This is a genomic window from Kaistia sp. UC242_56 (genome assembly GCF_044452255.1).
Lineage (GTDB): Bacteria > Pseudomonadota > Alphaproteobacteria > Rhizobiales > Kaistiaceae > Kaistia > Kaistia defluvii_A.
Genome location: NZ_JBIOAN010000002.1, coordinates 3,563,739 through 3,580,966, shown reverse-complemented (window position 1 = coordinate 3,580,966; position 17,228 = coordinate 3,563,739). Strand labels below are relative to the sequence as shown.

The window sequence follows — 17,228 nt, the reverse complement described above, 5'->3', positions numbered from 1 at the left end:
CCATGCGCAGGTAACCCGCTCATGATGCGCCCCGCTTTGATCGATATCAAGCCGTTCGAGATTCCGACTATTTCGGGCCGATCATGTCCTCGGGACGGACGATCTCGTCAAACTCCTCGGAGGTCACATAACCGCCGCCGACGGCTTCCTCGCGCAGCGTCGTGCCGTTCTTGTGCGCCGTCTTCGCAATCTTGGCGGCGTTGTCGTAGCCGATCTTCGGCGCCAGCGCGGTGACCAGCATCAGCGAGCGCTCGACGCCAGCCTTGATATTGTCGAGGCGCGGCTCGATGCCGACGACGCAATTATCGGTGAAGGACACGGCCGCGTCGGCGAGGATGCGCACCGACTGCAGGAAGTTGTAGGCCATCACCGGATTGTAGACGTTGAGCTCGAAATGGCCCTGGCTGCCGGCGAAGGTGATGGCGGCCTGGTTGCCGAACACCTGGACGCAGACCTGGGTCATCGCCTCGCACTGGGTCGGATTGACCTTGCCCGGCATGATCGACGAGCCGGGCTCGTTTTCCGGCAGCGACAATTCGCCGAGGCCTGCGCGCGGACCGGAGCCGAGCAGGCGGATGTCATTGGCGATCTTGAACAGCGAACCGGCGACCGTATTGATGGCGCCGTGGCTGAACACCATGGCGTCATGGGCCGCGAGCGCCTCGAACTTGTTCGGGGCCGAGGTGAAGGGCAGGCCGGTGATCGCGGCGATCGCGGCGGCGACATCCTCGGCGAAGCCGACCGGCGCGTTGAGGCCGGTGCCGACCGCTGTGCCACCCTGGGCGAGTTGCATCAGGTCGGGCAGCGTCATCTCGATGCGGCGGATGCCGTTCTCGACCTGCTGGGCGTAGCCGGAGAATTCCTGGCCGAGCGTCAGCGGGGTCGCGTCCTGCGTGTGGGTGCGGCCGATCTTGACGATGCCGGCCCATTCCTTCGACTTGGCGGCAAGCGCGGCATGAAGGTGCTTCAGCGCCGGGAGCAGACGGTGGACGATCTCCTCGGCCGAGGCGATGTGCATCGCCGTCGGATAGGTGTCGTTCGACGACTGGCTCATATTGACGTGGTCGTTCGGGTGCACGGGCTTCTTGGAGCCCATCACGCCGCCCAGCATCTCGATGGCGCGGTTCGAGATGACCTCATTGGCGTTCATGTTCGACTGCGTGCCGGAACCGGTCTGCCAGACGACTAGCGGGAAATGGTCGTCGAGCTTGCCGTCGATCACCTCCTGCGCGGCGGCCTCGATGGCGCGGGCGATGTCCGGGTCGAGGCGACCGAGCTTGGCGTTGACCTGTGCCGCCGCATATTTGACGACGCCGAGCGCCCGCACGATCGGCAGCGGCTGCTTCTCGAGGCCGATCTTGAAGTTGCCCAGCGAACGCTGCGCCTGCGCGCCCCAATAGCGGTCGGAAGCCACTTCGATCGGGCCGAAAGTATCCGTTTCGATGCGGGTCGTTGTCATGAAGTCAGCCTCTATCAGCCGCTGGCGCGGCGCCGTTCAGGAAAAGTCAGGGAGGGATTAGCTCTTCTTGCGGAACGCGTCGAGACGCACGACCTCGGCGGCCGGCTTATCGGAAGGCTCGGCAGGCGGCTCGTCGGAACGATCCGGCGTATCGAGCACGAGCGGCGACGTATCGACGTCTTCCATCTCGTGGCTGCCTTCCAGCGCATCCTCGTCGGCGGCGGCGGTCTCGAACTGCAGGCCGAACTGGACCGAGGGATCGACGAAGGACTTCAGCGCCGTGAACGGCACCAGCAGGCGCTCCGGCACGCCCTTGAAGGAAAGGCCGATCTCGAAGGCATGTTCCGTGACCGAGAGGTCCCAGTACTGATGCTGGATGATGATCGTCATTTCCTCGGGGTAGTCGGTCATCAGCCGGGTCGAGACGCGGACGCCGGGCGCCCGGGTTTCGAAGGTGATGTAGAAGTGATGGTCGCCGGGAAGCCCCGTCTTGGCGACTTCGGCCAGCACCTTGCGCACGACGCCGCGAAGCGCGTCCTGGGCGAGAATGTCGTAGCGGATAAGATCTTCGGCCATGAACGGCGACTACCCAGAATCAATGCGGTCGGGATCAAGACAGGCACCCGATGCGGCAAGCCGCGGACCCGCGCCAAAAAAGGCCCCCTGACGAGCCTCGTTGTTTCGAAAACTCGATCTCCAGCCCGGATAAGTCAAGGTCGCGCCGGGATGCTTCGCCGAAAAGGTGAATACCGCGGCGGCAATCCGGCGCCCAAACGCAACGCCCGGCGCGATTCGCACCGGCGGGCAGGAGAAACGGTTGTCGCACTCGAAGGATGAAAGTGGAGGCTTCTGTTGCCAGGTGCCTCCGAACCCCGCCTGTCCGGTGCTAACCGGGAGGACTTTTATTCAGGTTCCGGCACCGCTTACGCGGCGACAGCGACCTTAGCATAGTTGTCGTTTGCAACTACAGATTTGGTCCGATAACGGCGGTACCATGCCGAGCGAAAGAACACCCTTTACGCCCTCGTCGATCCTATTTCGCCCCCGCCGAAAACCATCCTGCTCGGATGGGCTTGGGTGGAGGCGCCGGGTACCGCCCCCGGGTCCGATGGGTTTATTTCGATGACAGTTTATCGCCATAGCCAGCTTGCACCGGCGAACCTGATATAGGGGATCGAAACGCCCCTGAAAAGGTGTTGTTGTCCAGTCGAGCCGTTCCCGGCAGGGATGCGCACGGGAAACGTCGCGGCAGGGTGCGAAACAGGCCGTCGAGCGTTGCAGACGGGCCACTTCGGTTCGTTTTGCGATTCTTCGCCCATAATCCAACTTGACGCTCGCGGCATTGCTGCTAGTTACTGTGCCGATCATTACAAAAAGATGCCGGCCTCGCTTGCCGGATCGGCTGTCCAATTTCATACGGGGATCTGGGTTCGCGATGGCTTCGCCGTCCTGCGAGGCGCCGGGTCGTCCGCATTCATGGTGTTCGTCATGTCCTCATCCCTCCTGCGCTATGCGGTCGTGCTCGGCCTGTTGAGCGCCATCGGTCCCTTCGCGATCGACATGTATCTGCCGGCTCTGCCGGCGATCGGGCAGGATCTCGGCGCTTCGACCAGCGCCGTGCAGATGAGCCTGATGGCCTTCTTCATCTCCGTCGGTCTCGGCCAGCTGATCTATGGGCCGGTCGCCGATATGGTGGGCCGCAAGCCGCCGCTCTATTTCGGCCTTGTCCTGTTCGCGCTTGCCAGCATCGGCTGCGCGCTGGCGCCGAATGTCGAGATGCTGATCCTGTTCCGTTTCATTCAGGGCCTCGGCGCCTGTGCCGGCATGGTGGTGCCGCGCGCCATCGTGCGCGACCTGCACACCGGCAACGAGGCGGCCAAGCTGATGTCGATGCTGATGCTGGTCTTCAGCATCTCGCCGATCCTGGCGCCGCTCGCCGGCAGCGCGGTGACGGCGTTCGCCTCGTGGCGCGCCATCTTCTGGATCGTCATGGTGGCGGCGATTCTCGGACTGATCCTGCTGGCCCTGGCGCTGGACGAAACGCGGCCGGCGGAGGATCGTGTCGAAAGCGGCGTCGGCAGCGCGATCGCCGGCTATTGGCAGTTGCTGCGCGACCGCCACTTCCTCGGTCTGGTCTTCATCGGCGCCTTCGGCATTTCGAGCTTCTTCGCTTATCTGGCGAATTCGTCCTTCGTGCTGATCGACCATTATGGCCTGACGCCGACCCAATACAGCCTGGCCTTCTCGGTCAACGCCGTGTCGTTCTTCGGCTTCTCGCAACTGAACGGCAAGCTCGGCGCGATGTTCGGCCTGGCCAAGGTGATGCGCATCGCCGTGACCGGCTTCGCCGCGTCGGTCGTCATCCTGTTCCTGCTCGTGCTCGCGGGCATTGACGGGCTGGCGGTGATCATCGGCATGCTGTTCATCGGCAACGGCTTCCTCGGCCTCGTCATCCCCACCTCCGCTGTTCTGGCGCTGGACGAGCACGGCGAGATCGCCGGCACCGCCTCGGCGCTGATGGGCACGTTGCAGATGGTGACGGGCGCGGTCGTGATGGCGGTGGTCGGGCTGTTCCTCGACGGCACGGCGCTGCCGATGATCGCGGGAATCGCGGCGTGCGGCGTCATCGCCTTCACGCTGACCCAGGTGACGCTCGGCCGTCGTGGCCGTCCGGTAGCGGCGCCGGCCGAATAGGGCCGGCGCGCGTCCTATTGCAGGGTGCTGAAGGCGCGCAGGATCCAGAAGACCTGGAAGGCGAGGGCGAGAATCGCGATGGTCAGGTGGAAGCGCTTGTCGCTGACGAACATCGCGTAGATCGCCACGCCGGAATAGATGATGTTCCGTGCCGGGTAGACGAAACCGAACGAGTGGAAGTGCTCGCTGCCCTTGATGGCCGTGTCTACCAGATCGACGAGAAAAATAACGGCGATCAGGCCGTAGAACCATTTCCGGCGCGACATGAAGTAGTCTTCGTAGTCGGAATATTCCGCCATGCTGTCCGGAAAGAGCGTGGCGCAGAGGATGAAGTACAGGCTCGCATAGACGATGATGAAGATATAGAGCTCGAAGGTCCAGACGCGGACCGAGGCGAGGTAGAACTCGAACCACCAGAAATGCACCACGCACAGGAAGGCGAAGGCCACCCAGAGCAGGTGCGTGACGAAGACCGGATTGCGCAGCGGATGCTGGGCGAACCGGCTCACCCCGTTCAGCAGCCGCGAGACGCTGAGGCCGAGGATGATGCCGATGATGACGCGGACATGCAGATAGACGTCGGGGTTGGCGATGGTCTGCGACATGCCGTGCTCCAGGAGGGCGGGTGCGACTCCGCCGCCGAGTCTCACCCTCGACCCGGCGTGGCCGCCCGCCAGTTGAACCCAGTCACGGGCGCGGTGCAAATTCCGGGTCCGCGATCGCGCCCGCCCGTTATATGGTCGTGCAAACCTCGAATCTCTGCCGGACTTATCGATGCGCCAATATCTCGATCTCATGCAGCACGTCCTGGACCATGGCGTCCGCAAGGAAGACCGCACCGGGACCGGCACGCTTTCCGTGTTCGGCTACCAAATGCGCTTCAATCTCGCCGATGGCTTCCCGCTGGTCACGACCAAGAAGGCGCATCTGCGCTCGATCCTCCATGAGCTCCTCTGGTTCGTCGCCGGCGACACCAACATCCGCTACCTCAAGGAAAACGGCGTCTCGATCTGGGATGAGTGGGCGGACGAGAACGGCGATCTCGGCCCCGTCTATGGCGCGCAGTGGCGTTCCTGGCCGGCCCCGGATGGTAGCACCATCGACCAGCTCGCCAATGTCATCGAGATGATCCGCACCAAGCCGGATTCGCGCCGGCTGATCGTTTCCGCCTGGAACCCGGCGCAGGTCGACGACATGGCGCTGCCGCCCTGCCACAGCCTGTTCCAGTTCTATGTCGCCGAGGGGCGGCTTTCCTGCCAGCTCTACCAGCGCTCGGCCGACATCTTCCTCGGCGTGCCGTTCAACATCGCCTCCTATGCGCTGCTCACCATGATGGTGGCGCAGGTGACGGGGCTGAAACCCGGCGATTTCGTCCACACCTTCGGCGACGCGCATCTCTACTCGAACCATATCGAGCAGGCGAAGCTCCAGCTCTCGCGCACGCCGCGGGCGCTGCCGACCATGAAGCTCAATCCCGAGGTGAAGCGGATCGAGGATTTCCGCTTCGAGGATTTCGAGCTCGTCGGCTACGATCCCGAGCCCGCCATCAAGGCGCCGATCGCGGTGTGACCGGCGTTACGCCCTGGTGCCGTCGGGCTCGACCGGCGGGGCAGGGGGCTGGTAGATCTGGGGTCGGTTTTTCCTGGCTGGAGTTCCCTCATGCGCGCCGCGACCGCCTGCCTTGCCGCCCTGCTCGCCGCCGCGTCGGCAGGGCCGGCCAGCGCCAATGATTCCACCGCAGCCCTTTCGACCGGCGGCCTCGTCTATGTCCTGACCGAGGACATCGAGATGCAGTCGGAGGACCTGTTCATCTCGCTGGACGAGGTCCGGGTTCGCTACACCTTCGAGAACCATTCGGACCACGACATCACGACGCTGGTCGCGTTTCCGATGCCCGACATCCAGGGCAGCATCGACTTCATGGTGTCGATTCCCGTCGAAGAGCCGGAGAACTTCCTGGGCTTCAAGACGACGGTCGACGGCAAGCCGGTCGAGACCAAGGTGCAGCAGCGCGCTTCGGCGCTCGGGATCGACCAGACGCCGCTGCTGACCAGCCTCGGCGTGCCGCTGGCGCTGCATCTGGATGCGACGCGCAAGGCGCTCGACGCGCTGGCCCAGCCGGACAAGGACAACCTGGTTCAGCTCGGCCTCGCGGCGATCGACGAATATGACAATGACGGCAAGGGAATGGTGAAGCATCTGGCGCCGAACTGGCTGCTCTCGACCGCCTTCTACCGCGAGCAGACCTTTCCCGCCGGCAAGCGTATCGTCGTCGAGCACAGCTACAAGCCGAGCGTCGGGCAGAGCGCCGACGTTTCCTTCGTCGCGCCCGAGGCGCAGTCGGAGCCCTGGTTCGAGGTCTACCGCCAGAAATACTGCATGGACGACGCCTTCCTGAAGGCCGCGCGGGCGGGGCTCAAGCCGGACGGCGGCAACAGCCTGTTCGAGAACCGCATCTCCTATGTGCTGCGTACCGGCAGCAATTGGGCCGGCCCGATCGCCAAGTTCCGGCTGGTCGTGGACAAGGGCGCGCCGAAGAACCTGGTTTCCTTCTGCGCCGAGGGCGTGAAGAAGATCAGCCCGACGCAGTTCGAGGTGGTGAAGACGGATTTCGATCCGCAGCAGGACCTCGACATCCTGATCCTGCAGCCCCGCGAGCCCTGAACCCGGAGCGCATCATGTCTCTTGTCCTTCGCCACGCCCGCCCGGGCGACGCGCCGCTGGTGCTCGATTTCGTCCGCGAACTCGCCGACTACGAGAAGCTCTTGCACGAGGTCGAGGCCGACGCGGCCGCGATCGATGCCGCCCTGTTCGGCGATGCGCCAAAGGTGTTCTGCGAGATCGCGGAATGGAACGGCGAGCCGGCCGGCTTCGCGCTGTGGTTCTACACCTTCTCCACCTTCAACGGCCGGCATGGCATCTATCTGGAGGATCTGTTCGTCCGGCCGGAATTCCGTGGCCATGGCGTGGGCAAGGCGCTGCTCGCCGGCCTGGCCGAGCGCTGCGTCGCGGAGGGGCTCGGTCGTTACGAGTGGTCCGTCCTCGACTGGAACGCGCCCTCGATCGCCTTCTACGAGGCGCAGGGCGCGCGGATCCTGACGGAGTGGCAGCGCTGCCGGGTGGAGGGCGATGCGCTTTTCCGTCTCGGCTCAACATTTCAGCAGCGGGGGAGGGTTGGCGAAACGGTTCCCTGATCCGTATATGCTGGCCTCAGATCCACGGAGCCTCCCCCCTTGAAATCCCTCGAAAACTCCATCGAAAAGCTCATCATGTCAGCCCGCTGGCTGCTGGTGATCTTCTATGGCGGCCTTGGCGCGGCGCTGGTGCTCTATGCACTGTCCTTCATGTCCAAGTTCTGGAAAGTCGCGCTCAACGTCTTCGTCTACGATGAATCCGACATGATCCTGGCCATGCTCGGCCTGATCGACGCGGCGCTGGTCGCTAGCCTCGTGGTCATGGTGATGATCTCGTCCTACGAGAATTACGTCAGTCGCTTCGACTCCGCGAACCACGACCTTTCCTGGCTCGGCAAGCTCGATTCCGGCAGCCTGAAGATCAAGGTGGCGTCGTCCATCGTCGCGATCTCGTCGATCCACCTGCTGCAGGTGTTCCTGAACGCCAACGAATATACCAACGACAAGATCATGTGGTCGACGATCCTGCACATGACCTTCGTCGTCTCCGCCCTGCTGCTGGCCCTGGTCGACCGGATCTCGGCCGGACCGAAGGCCAGCAAGGCGGCGGCTGCGCCGAAGACGCCATGACGATGCGGCTCTCGATCATCGCGGCGGTGGCTAGCAACGGGGTCATCGGCAGCGACGGCGACATGCCGTGGAAGCTGTCGACAGACCTCAAGCGCTTCAAGGCGCTGACGACCGGCAAGCCGCTGATCATGGGCCGCAAGACCTTCGCCTCGATCGGCCGCCCCTTGCCCAACCGCGTCAATATCGTCCTGACGCGGGACAAGGCCTTCGCGCCGCAAGGCGTGGTCGTCGTGCCGACGCTGGAAGCGGCGCTGGCGGCGGCGGAAGCCGCCGGCGAGGAGGCGGAGACCGAGGCGATGGTGATCGGCGGGGGCGAGATCTACCGCGCCTTCCTCGATCGGGCCGACCGTCTCTACATCACCCATGTCGAGGCGGAGCCCGCCGGCGATACCCACTTCCCGGACATCGATCCGTCTGTCTGGGAGGTGATTTCGAGCGAGGACGTTCCCCCCGGCGCGTCGGATACGGCGGCGACCCGCTTTACCATCTATCAACGACGTCGTGGATAAACGGCCGCACCCAAGTTGAAAGCGCGACGCCTGCACACCACTTCCAGCCCGCTGAGGCCCTGCAGAGGCCGCATATCCGGGGCTTCTCTTGCTTCGATGGGCGGGGGCAGGTACGCCTTCCCTATTGTTACACAATGAAGGAGCGAAGATGCCCTGGAGCAACCAGACGGGCGGCGGATGGAAAGGTGGCGGCAATGGCGGTCCCTGGGGTCAGGGCCCGCGTGGCAATGGTCCCAATCCGCCAGATCTCGAGGAACTCCTTCGCCGTAGCCAGGACAAGCTGAAACAGGTTCTGCCGGGCCGTGGCGGCTCGGGCGGCGGTTTCAATCCCATCCTTTTCGTCGCCGTCCTGGCGGTCGTCGTAGCCTTCCTGGGCTATAACTTCTTCACCTTCCGCGTTGAGCCGGACGAGCAGGGTGTCGTCCTTCGTTTCGGCGAATACCAGCGCAGCGCCCCTCCGGGCCTGAACTTCCGCCTGCCTTATCCGATCGAAGCCGTCTACACGCCGCAGGTCACGCGCGTGAACCGCACCACGGTCGGCACGATCCAGGACGACCGCAACACCGCTTCGAACGGTCGCGATGTCCCGCAGGAAAGCCTGATGCTGACCGGCGACGAGAACATCGTCGACGTCGACTTCTCGGTCTTCTGGGTCATCAACGACGCCAGCAAGTATCTCTTCAACGTCCAGAACCCCGAAGGCACGGTCAAGGCGACGGCGGAAAGCGTCATGCGCGAGATCATCGGCCGTTCGGACATCCAACGCGTGCTGACCGAAGAGCGCATCGGCATCCAGACCGCCGCGCAGGAGTTGATGCAGAACAAGCTCAACCAGTACGGCGCCGGCATCCTGGTCACCCAGGTGCAACTGCTCAATGTGGGCCCGCCCTCCGAGGTTATCGACTCGTTCCGCGACGTTCAGGCGGCCGAGCAGGACCAGGACCGCGTCCAGAACGAGGCGCAGACCTACGCGAATCGCGTCATTCCCGGCGCGCGCGGCCAGGCCTCGCAGATCGAGGAAGCCGCCAGCGCCTATCGCGACCAGATTATCGCGGAAGCCAAGGGTCAGGCCGATCGTTTCGTGAAGGTCTACGAATCCTACAAGGCGGCGCCCGCCGTCACGCGCGAGCGCATCTATCTGGATACGCTTGCCGGTGTCTTCGCCGACATGGACAAGATCATCGTCGACGAGAAGGGAAGTGGAGTGGTGCCGTTCATGCCGTTGCCTGCCTTGCAGGGCTCGACCGCCAAGCAGGGAGGCTCGCAGTGATCAGTCGGATTTTCGGCGGGCTCGGCCTCGTCATCATCGTCATCCTGGCGATCATCGCCTATTCGGGCCTGTTCATCGTCGACCAGACTCACCAAGCGCTGGTACTGCGCTTCGGTAATCCGGTTCGCGTCGCGACCGAGCCCGGCATCTATGCCAAGATCCCGCTGATCGACAATGTCGTGATGCTGGACAAGCGCTTGCTGGACATCGAATCGCCGCCGATCGAGGTGATCGCCCGCGACCGCAAGCGTCTCGTCATGGATGCGTTCGGCCGCTACAAGATCGTCGATCCGCTGCTGTTCTTCCAGGCAGCCGGCTCGATCCCGGTCGCGGAATCGCGTCTCGCGGTTATCCTCAACTCGGCGATCCGTGGTGCCGCGGGCCAGATGGACTTCAGCGCCATCGTGCGCGAAGGCCGTGCGCCGCTGATGTCGCAGATCACCGACCAGGTGAACCGCGAAGGCCGGCGTCTCGGCGTCGACGTTGTCGACGTCCGCATCCGCCGCGCCGACCTCCCGCCGGAGAACAGCGCCGCCGTCTACCAGCGCATGCAGACGGAACGCCAGCGTGAAGCGACGGACATCCGCGCGCAGGGCGAGCAGGCGGCCCGGACCATCCGCGCCCAGGCCGACAGGCAGGCAACGGTGATCGTGGCCGAGGCGAACCAGCGCGCCGACGAGATCAAGGGTGACGGCGATGCCGAGCGCAACCGCATTTTCGCGGGCGCCTTCGAGCAGGACCCGGACTTCTTCTCGTTCTATCGCTCGATGCAGGCCTACCAGGACGGCATGAAGGCCGGCACGACGCGGATGGTCATCTCGCCGACGTCGCCCTTCTTCCGCTACCTGACCGATCCGAGCGGCAACGCTCTGGCGGTTCCCGAGCGGAGCACGCCCGGCAAGCCGGCGCCTGCGCCGGCTCCGGCCGCGGCAACGCCCGCTCCGGCAACCCCGGCTCCGGCCGTGGCCCCTGCGGCACCCGCCGTGCCGGCGGTTCCGGCCCCGGCTGAAGCGGCGCCCGCCGCGACGCCGTGAAGGACTTCGTCACCGCGCTGGGACTCGTCCTCGTCATCGAGGGCGCGTTCTACGCGTTGGCGCCGGCCGTTGCGAAAATCATGATGCGGCAAGGCATTGCCGCATCAGACTCGGTGCTTCGAGGGTGCGGGCTTGTGGCGCTGGCCCTCGGGGTTGCCATACTATGGCTCGCGCGGATTTGACACTCGGCGCAGAAGCGCCGTGCGCTAGATGTATCGAAGTCGCCGTCGTGCCATGCTCGACGATGACGCCAGAGGAGAGATGCAGATGGCCGCGGCCAAAATGAAGACCTATCGCCTGTGCCTTGCGGCCACGCTGGGCGCGTTTCTGACAGCCGCGGCGCCGGCGACCTTCGCGCCGCCCGCCTGGGCCTCGCAAGGTCCGGAGTCGGTGGCGGATCTCGCCGCCGGGCTGGTCGATTCCGTCGTCAATATCTCGACCTCGCAGACGGTCGAAGGCGCGCGCGGCATTCCGGCGCCGCAGGCGCCCGACGGTTCGCCGTTCCAGGAATTCTTCGACGAGTTCTTCAACAAGCAGAAGGATGGCACCACCAACGCGCCGCCGCGCAAGGTGCAGTCGCTCGGTTCGGGCTTTGTCATCGACGCTTCCGGCATCATCATCACCAACAACCACGTCATCGATGGCGCCGACGAGATCATCGCCAATTTCAATGATGGCTCGAAGCTGACCGCGACGCTGATAGGGCGCGACGAAAAGACGGACATTGCCGTCCTGCAGGTCAAGCCCACCGCCGCCAAGCCGCTCAAGGCGCTGAAATTCGGCGATTCCGACAAGATGCGCGTCGGCGATTTCGTGATGGCGATCGGCAATCCGTTCGGCCTCGGCGGCACGGTCACCACCGGCATTGTCTCGGCGCGCAATCGTGACATCAATTCCGGCCCCTACGACAATTTCATCCAGACCGACGCCGCCATCAATCGCGGCAATTCGGGCGGACCGCTGTTCAACCAGCTCGGCGAAATAATCGGCATCAACACGGCGATTATCTCGCCCTCGGGCGGCTCGATCGGCATCGGCTTCGCCATTCCCTCCGACGCGGCGGTCCACGTCGTCGACCAGATCCGCCAGTATGGCGAAACGCGGCGCGGCTGGCTCGGCGTGCGCATCCAGCAGGTGACGGACGAGATCGCCGAAAGCCTCGGCATGGGCCCGGCGCGCGGCGCGCTGGTGGCGGGCGTGACGGAGAAGGGCCCTGCGGCGGAAGCCGGGGTTGAGCCGGGCGACGTCGTCATCTCCTTCGACGGCAAGCCGGTGGGTGAAATGCGCGACCTGCCGCGCCTGGTCGCGGATGCCGACATCGACAAGGTCGTCGACCTGGTGGTGATCCGCAAGGGCAAGCAGACCACGCTGAAGGTCAAGGTCGGCCGCCTGACCGAGGAAGTGGCGAAAACAGAGGAAAAGCAGACCACGACGCCGGCGGAGCCGCCGAAACCGGTCGTGACCGAGTTGCTCGGCCTGACGCTGTCGGAGCTGACGCCGGATCTGCGCAAGCAGTATTCGATCGCCCCGGAGGTCAAGGGTGTGGTGGTGACGCAGGTCGGCCCCGGCAGCTCCGCCGCCGAAAAGGGCATCGCGGCCGGCGAGGTGATCGTCGAGGTGTCGCAGGAGCCGGTGTCGCAGCCGTCCGAGATCTCCAGCCGCATCGAGGCGCTGAAGAAGGATGGCCGTAAGTCGGCGCTGTTCCTGATTGCCAACACGGCCGGAGAACTGCGCTTCGTGCCGCTGAAACTGGACGAGTAGGGCTTTCGTCTCTCGCCATCCGGGAGGGGCGGGCACTCTGCCACCCCGGATGTTCGCCAGCGGACAAAAGTAAGACCCTCACCCAACCCTCTCCCGCAAGCGGGCGAGGGCTTTTGGAGAGCCGCTTCGTCATTCGGCTTTTATGGGATGACGGATAGTCTGGGTGCGACGAGCCCCCTCTACCGCTTGCGGGAGAGGGCTGGGGGTGAGGGGCTTTCTGACCTCTACCGCCGCTCGTAATCCGCGCGCGACAGGCGATAGAGCACATGCCGCCGCAGTGGATGTCCCTCCGCGACGCCGGGATGGTCGAAATCATCGGCCGCATTGCGGGTCATGCCAAGACGCTGCATCAGCGCGGCCGAGCGGATGTTTGGCACCGCCGTAAACGCGACGATCTCCGGAAAATCATGCTCGGCGAAGGCTGTGGCGATGACGGCTTCGGCCGCTTCGCGCGCATAGCCTTGGCTCCAGAACGGCCGGGCCAGGCGCCAGCCGATCTCCACCGACGGCGCGAAATGCGCCTCGGGGAACACCCTGAACACGCCGGTCAGGCCGACAAACGCTCCGGTGGCACGCTCCTCCAGCGCATAATTGCCAAAGCCGTGCGCGTCCCAATGCGCCTCGATGCGATCGACGAAGGCGTTGGCCTGTTCCGGCGTGAGGGGCGATGGAAAGAACTCCATCACCGCCGGATCCGCGCTCATCGCCGCGAAGGGCGCGCGGTCGGCATCACGCCAGCGGCGCAGGCGGAGGCGCTCGGTCTCGATCGGGCTCATTCGACGAATTCGCTTTTGCGATAGCCCTGGGCGTAGAGCAGGGCGGTCAGGTCATTGTGGTCGATGCGGGCGGCCGCCTCGGCGGCGACCTTGGGCTTGGCATGATAGGCGATGCCGAGACCCGCGGCGCGGATCATGGCAAGGTCGTTGGCGCCGTCGCCGACCGCCAGCGTCTCGTGCTTCGACAGCGAGAAGCGGCGGGCCAGGTCCATCAGCGCCGACAGCTTGGCTTCCTGGCCGAGGATCGGCTCCTCGACCGTGCCGGTCAGCACGCCGTCTTCATGGTTCAGGATGTTGGCGCGGTTCTCGTCGAAGCCGATCTGTGCCGCCACCGGACCGGTGAACAGCGTGAAGCCCCCCGAGACCAGCGCGGCGTAGGCGCCGGCGGCCTTCATGGTGCGGATCAGCGCCGGGCCGCCCGGCATCAGCCGGATGCGCTCGGCCAGCACTGTGTCGACGACGGAGAGCGGCAGGCCCTTCAGCAGGCCGACGCGCTCGCGCAGCGCCGGCTCGAAGGCGATCTCGCCGCGCATGGCGCGCTCGGTGATCGCCGCGACATAGGGCTTGAGGCCGGCCATATCGGCCAGCTCGTCGATGCATTCCTGGCCGATCATGGTCGAATCCATGTCGGCGATCAGCAGCTTCTTGCGGCGGCCGGCGATCGGCTGCACGACCACGTCGACCGGGCGGCCGTCAATGCTCTCGAACAGATCGTCGCGGATGGCCTGCAGGCTGTTTTCGGCCGCCGGCAGCGGCACGTCGCAGGCCTCGCCGTCGGCGAGCCAGTCCGGCCGCCCGGCGCCGGGAAGATCCAACGCCTCGTCGACGACTTCCGAAAGCGATGCCGCGTGTTCGGGCCGTGCTATGAACGTGGCGACATATTCGAACGGAGCGGTATCGGACGGCATGGGGAACCTGAACTTTGCGACGAGGAAACCTGCTGTCCTGATAGCCGGGCCAACCGCGAGCGGCAAGTCGGCGCTGGCGATCGAGCTGGCGCGGGCGCAGGGCGGCGTCGTCATCAACGCCGATTCGATGCAGGTTTATCGCGAGCTGCGCATTCTCTCCGCCCGCCCCGACGCGGAGGAGGAGGCGCAGGCGCCGCATCGCCTCTATGGCCATGTCGCGGCCAGCGAGCGCTATTCGGTGGCGCGCTGGCGCGAGGATGCGAAGATCGCGCTGGAAGCAGCCTGGGAAGACGGCCAACTGCCGATCGTCGTCGGCGGCACGGGGCTCTATTTCAAGGCGCTGACCGAAGGGCTTTCCTCGATCCCGCCGATCCCGGCCGAGCTTCGCGCCGCGATCGAGGCGCGCGCCGATGTCGAGGGCGTGCCGGCGCTGCATGCGGCGCTCAAAGAGCTCGATCCGGAAAGCGCGGCCCGGCTCGCGACGCTCGACCGCACGCGCGTGGTGCGCGCGCTCGAGGTGGTGGAGGCCACCGGCCGGACGATCGGCGCCTGGCAGCAGGAGACCGGCGCGCCGCCGCTGGTCGAGGCCGGGGCTGTGCGCCGCATCGTGCTCGAGCCGGAGCGGGCCGAGCTCTATGCCCGGATCGGCCGGCGCTTCGACATCATGGTCGCGCGCGGCGGCATGGCCGAGGCGGAGAATCTGCTGGCGCTCGGCCTCAATCCCGCGCTGCCGGCGATGAAGGCGATCGGGGTGCGCGAATTCGGCGTGCACCTTGCCGGCGAGCTCACGCTCGACGAGGCGATCGAGCGGGCCAAGATGGAAACGCGCCGCTATGCCAAGCGGCAGGGCACCTGGTTCCGCAACCAGATGGGCGACTGGGAACGGCTCTCACCCGGCGCGCCGCCGGCCGCGATCGCTGCATCGCTGGCCGGCTGAGCAGAACAGGTCGGCCCGGCGCAAGAAGACGCCCCCGCTTTTCGCCACGATCTGGTCTTCTCTGTGCGGGATAGTCTGAATAGATCGGTTCGGCGCGATAGCAACCCTGCGCAACGCTGCGGAACCGTGCTATCCGATTGTCGTTTTGCGGCGCCTTGCTGGAATGCGCCGCGATGTTTTTCATGATGAGAGCGGACATGGTCCAACCGACGCGTCGAGACGCAATGCTGACTTTCCTGTCGGCCTTTGCCGCAGTTTCCCTTTCCGGTGCCGGCCACGCTTCGGCGGCGGCCTCGGCCGAGGATGCCGGCCTGGTTCTCGGGCCGCCCGAGCCCTTCTCCTTCGATCGCATCAAGGAACTGGCCGCCGACAAGGCGAGCCGCCCCTTCGTCGTCGACCGGTCGCCGCATGGCGATATCCTCGACAAGATCGACTATGACAATTTCCAGAGCATCGTGTTCCGCAAGGACCATGCGCTCTGGGCGGACGGCAAGGGCGGCGATCCGATCCAGCTCTTCCATCTCGGCAAGTATTTCCAGGAGCCGGCTTCCGTCCATGTCGTGGATGACGGCCAGTCGCGCGAAATCCTCTATCGCCGCAGCGCCTTCGACATGCCCGAGGGCCATCCGGCCCGCGCCCTGCCGGACGATATCGGCTTTGCCGGCTTCCGCATCGAGATGCCGTCGCAGACCAGCGATTGGCTCGCCTTCCTCGGCGCCTCCTATTTCCGCTCGTCCGGGTCGCAGGACCAGTATGGCCTTTCGGCGCGCGGCATCGCCGTCAACACCGCCATGCCGGAGCCGGAGGAATTTCCGCGCTTCACCGGCTTCTGGCTGGAGCGCGTGCTCGGCCAGGATGGCCGCGTCATCGTCTATTGCCTGCTCGACGGCCCGAGTTTGACCGGCGCCTACCGGATGGATTGCACCAAGGACCCCATCACCAAGGGCGTGGTGATGGACATCGACTGCAAGCTGTTCCCGCGCCGGCAGATCGCCCGTCTCGGCGTCGCGCCGCTGACCTCGATGTACTGGTATTCCGAGACCATGCGCCGCCAGGCGATCGACTGGCGCCCGGAGGTGCATGACAGCGACGGCCTCGGCATGTGGACCGGCACGGGCGAGCGCATCTGGCGTCCGCTCAACAATCCGCCCAGCGTCATGACCAACAGCTTCCAGGACAAGGATCCGCGCGGCTTTGGCTTCCTGCAGCGCGACCGCAACTTCGACCATTTCCAGGATGACGGCGTGTTCTACGATCGCCGGCCGAGCGTCTGGGTCGAGCCGAAGGGGCAATGGGGCAAGGGCGCCGTCCAGCTCGTCGAGATCCCGACCGATCGCGAGATCGACGACAACATCGTCGTCTACTGGGTGCCGACCGAGCCGGTGCTGGCCGGGCGTCCGCTCGATTTCGGTTACAAGCTCTATTGGGATAGCGACGAGCCCAACCCGACCGATCTCGGCCGCGTGCAGTCGACCTATCACGGCGTCGGCGGCATTCCCGGGCAGCCGCGTCCGGAGGGCGCGGTCCGCTTCGTCGTCGATTTCACCGGTCCCAAGGTGGCCGAGCTGAAGCGCGGCGACGGCAAGGCCGACATCACCGTCTCGCGCGGCAATGTCACGCTTTCCGACGCCTATCCGGTCGTCGCCGGCGAGAAGGGCGTCTATCGCGTCTTCTTCGACCTGATGGCGCATGGCAACGAGCCGATCGACATGCGGATGTTCGTCCGCGACAAGGACGGCTCGGCGCTGACCGAAACCTGGCTCTACCAGTTCTTCCCCGGCAACGGACACGGCGACAAGGCCTGATCCCGGCCGGGCTTCTGGCATGTAGATGAAAAGGCCCGCCGGTCGCTCCGGCGGGCTTTTTGTTTGCCGCCTCTCTTCGTGTCATCCGTTCAGGAAGTGCAGGCTAACTCTGCCGTCATCCCGGCGGAGGCCGGGATCCAGACACACCGGCGCTTGGCCAGAAGGCTCGGCTCTCACGTGCCCGGCCGGTGTTCATGGCCCCCGGCCTTCGCCGGGGTGACGAGCTTTGCTCGTTGGCCGTGGCAACCTTCGACGCCGTGCAAGAGCCCCTTCCGGAAAGGTGAAGTAAGCAGAGCCATCCGCCCCCCGAT

The 17,228-nt window shown here is 65.3% G+C and carries 17 protein-coding genes and 1 other RNA gene; 12 read left to right on the top strand and 6 right to left on the bottom strand.

The genetic code is table 11. From position 1 onward, the window contains the following. Positions 1-67: 67 nt before the first annotated feature. From fumC to ssrA, 3 genes are all read right to left on the bottom strand, one after another. Positions 68-1,459, bottom strand: a complete 1,392-nt coding sequence (fumC, locus tag ACHMWQ_RS19695; RefSeq protein ID WP_396308764.1) for a class II fumarate hydratase — start codon at positions 1,457-1,459, stop codon at positions 68-70. A 57-nt stretch (positions 1,460-1,516) separates the two neighbouring features. Further along, complete coding sequence (locus tag ACHMWQ_RS19690) at positions 1,517-2,035, bottom strand: SspB family protein (RefSeq protein WP_396308763.1); 519 nt, start codon at positions 2,033-2,035, stop codon at positions 1,517-1,519. 262 nt (positions 2,036-2,297) lie between these two features. Next, positions 2,298-2,655: a transfer-messenger RNA gene (ssrA, locus tag ACHMWQ_RS19685) on the bottom strand. Positions 2,656-2,947: 292 nt separating this feature from the next. Here ssrA and ACHMWQ_RS19680 point away from each other — a divergent pair. Beyond that, positions 2,948-4,153, top strand: coding sequence for a multidrug effflux MFS transporter (locus ACHMWQ_RS19680; RefSeq protein ID WP_396308762.1), 1,206 nt, complete (start codon positions 2,948-2,950; stop codon positions 4,151-4,153). A gap of 14 nt (positions 4,154-4,167) precedes the next feature. Here the strand turns inward: ACHMWQ_RS19680 and ACHMWQ_RS19675 are convergent, their stop codons facing one another. Further along, entirely contained in the window at positions 4,168-4,758 is a 591-nt protein-coding gene (locus tag ACHMWQ_RS19675) for a hypothetical protein (RefSeq protein WP_396308761.1), read from the bottom strand. A 169-nt stretch (positions 4,759-4,927) separates the two neighbouring features. Here ACHMWQ_RS19675 and ACHMWQ_RS19670 point away from each other — a divergent pair, with 169 nt between their 5' ends. The 9 genes from ACHMWQ_RS19670 (at position 4,928) to ACHMWQ_RS19630 (ending at position 12,491) form a co-directional block, all read left to right on the top strand. After that, positions 4,928-5,722 carry a thymidylate synthase gene (locus ACHMWQ_RS19670; RefSeq protein WP_396308760.1) on the top strand — a complete coding sequence of 265 codons (795 nt, stop codon included), beginning with the start codon at positions 4,928-4,930 and terminating at the stop codon, positions 5,720-5,722. A 90-nt stretch (positions 5,723-5,812) separates the two neighbouring features. Continuing rightward, positions 5,813-6,817 (top strand): DUF4424 domain-containing protein, encoded by a 1,005-nt coding sequence (locus tag ACHMWQ_RS19665; protein WP_396308759.1) that lies wholly within the window; start codon positions 5,813-5,815, stop codon positions 6,815-6,817. 14 nt (positions 6,818-6,831) lie between these two features. Next, a complete protein-coding gene (locus ACHMWQ_RS19660) occupies positions 6,832-7,347 on the top strand; it encodes a GNAT family N-acetyltransferase (RefSeq protein WP_396308758.1) in 516 nt (171 codons plus the stop codon). A gap of 39 nt (positions 7,348-7,386) precedes the next feature. Beyond that, entirely contained in the window at positions 7,387-7,917 is a 531-nt protein-coding gene (locus ACHMWQ_RS19655) for a TIGR00645 family protein (protein ID WP_396308757.1), read from the top strand. Positions 7,918-7,919: 2 nt separating this feature from the next. After that, positions 7,920-8,426 (top strand): dihydrofolate reductase, encoded by a 507-nt coding sequence (locus tag ACHMWQ_RS19650; RefSeq protein WP_396309490.1) that lies wholly within the window; start codon positions 7,920-7,922, stop codon positions 8,424-8,426. Positions 8,427-8,574: 148 nt separating this feature from the next. Next, entirely contained in the window at positions 8,575-9,696 is a 1,122-nt protein-coding gene (hflK, locus tag ACHMWQ_RS19645) for an FtsH protease activity modulator HflK (RefSeq protein WP_354550372.1), read from the top strand. Then, a complete protein-coding gene (hflC, locus tag ACHMWQ_RS19640; protein WP_396309489.1) occupies positions 9,696-10,730 on the top strand; it encodes a protease modulator HflC in 1,035 nt (344 codons plus the stop codon). The genes hflK and hflC overlap by 1 nt, the downstream gene beginning before the upstream one ends. After that, the gene (locus ACHMWQ_RS19635) at positions 10,727-10,912 is read left to right on the top strand and encodes a DUF2065 domain-containing protein (RefSeq protein WP_396308756.1); all 186 of its coding nucleotides are present in this window, start codon (positions 10,727-10,729) and stop codon (positions 10,910-10,912) included. Before hflC ends, ACHMWQ_RS19635 begins: the two co-directional genes overlap by 4 nt. Before the next feature lie 85 nt (positions 10,913-10,997). Then, positions 10,998-12,491, top strand: a complete 1,494-nt coding sequence (locus ACHMWQ_RS19630; RefSeq protein WP_396308755.1) for a DegQ family serine endoprotease — start codon at positions 10,998-11,000, stop codon at positions 12,489-12,491. A 224-nt stretch (positions 12,492-12,715) separates the two neighbouring features. Here the strand turns inward: ACHMWQ_RS19630 and ACHMWQ_RS19625 are convergent, their stop codons facing one another. Together ACHMWQ_RS19625 and serB are read right to left on the bottom strand one after the other, a co-directional pair. Then, positions 12,716-13,267, bottom strand: coding sequence for a GNAT family N-acetyltransferase (locus ACHMWQ_RS19625; RefSeq protein ID WP_396308754.1), 552 nt, complete (start codon positions 13,265-13,267; stop codon positions 12,716-12,718). After that, positions 13,264-14,175, bottom strand: coding sequence for a phosphoserine phosphatase SerB (gene serB / locus ACHMWQ_RS19620; protein ID WP_396308753.1), 912 nt, complete (start codon positions 14,173-14,175; stop codon positions 13,264-13,266). Before serB ends, ACHMWQ_RS19625 begins: the two co-directional genes overlap by 4 nt. Here serB and miaA point away from each other — a divergent pair. Both miaA and ACHMWQ_RS19610 read left to right on the top strand, forming a co-directional pair. Further along, complete coding sequence (gene miaA, locus ACHMWQ_RS19615) at positions 14,174-15,112, top strand: tRNA (adenosine(37)-N6)-dimethylallyltransferase MiaA (RefSeq protein WP_396308752.1); 939 nt, start codon at positions 14,174-14,176, stop codon at positions 15,110-15,112. The two genes, serB and miaA, sit on opposite strands and share 2 nt — an antisense overlap. A 224-nt stretch (positions 15,113-15,336) precedes the next feature. Next, positions 15,337-16,917: a glucan biosynthesis protein D gene (locus ACHMWQ_RS19610; protein ID WP_354550361.1), complete on the top strand. Its 1,581-nt coding sequence runs from the start codon at positions 15,337-15,339 to the stop codon at positions 16,915-16,917. Positions 16,918-17,228: the final 311 nt, after the last annotated feature.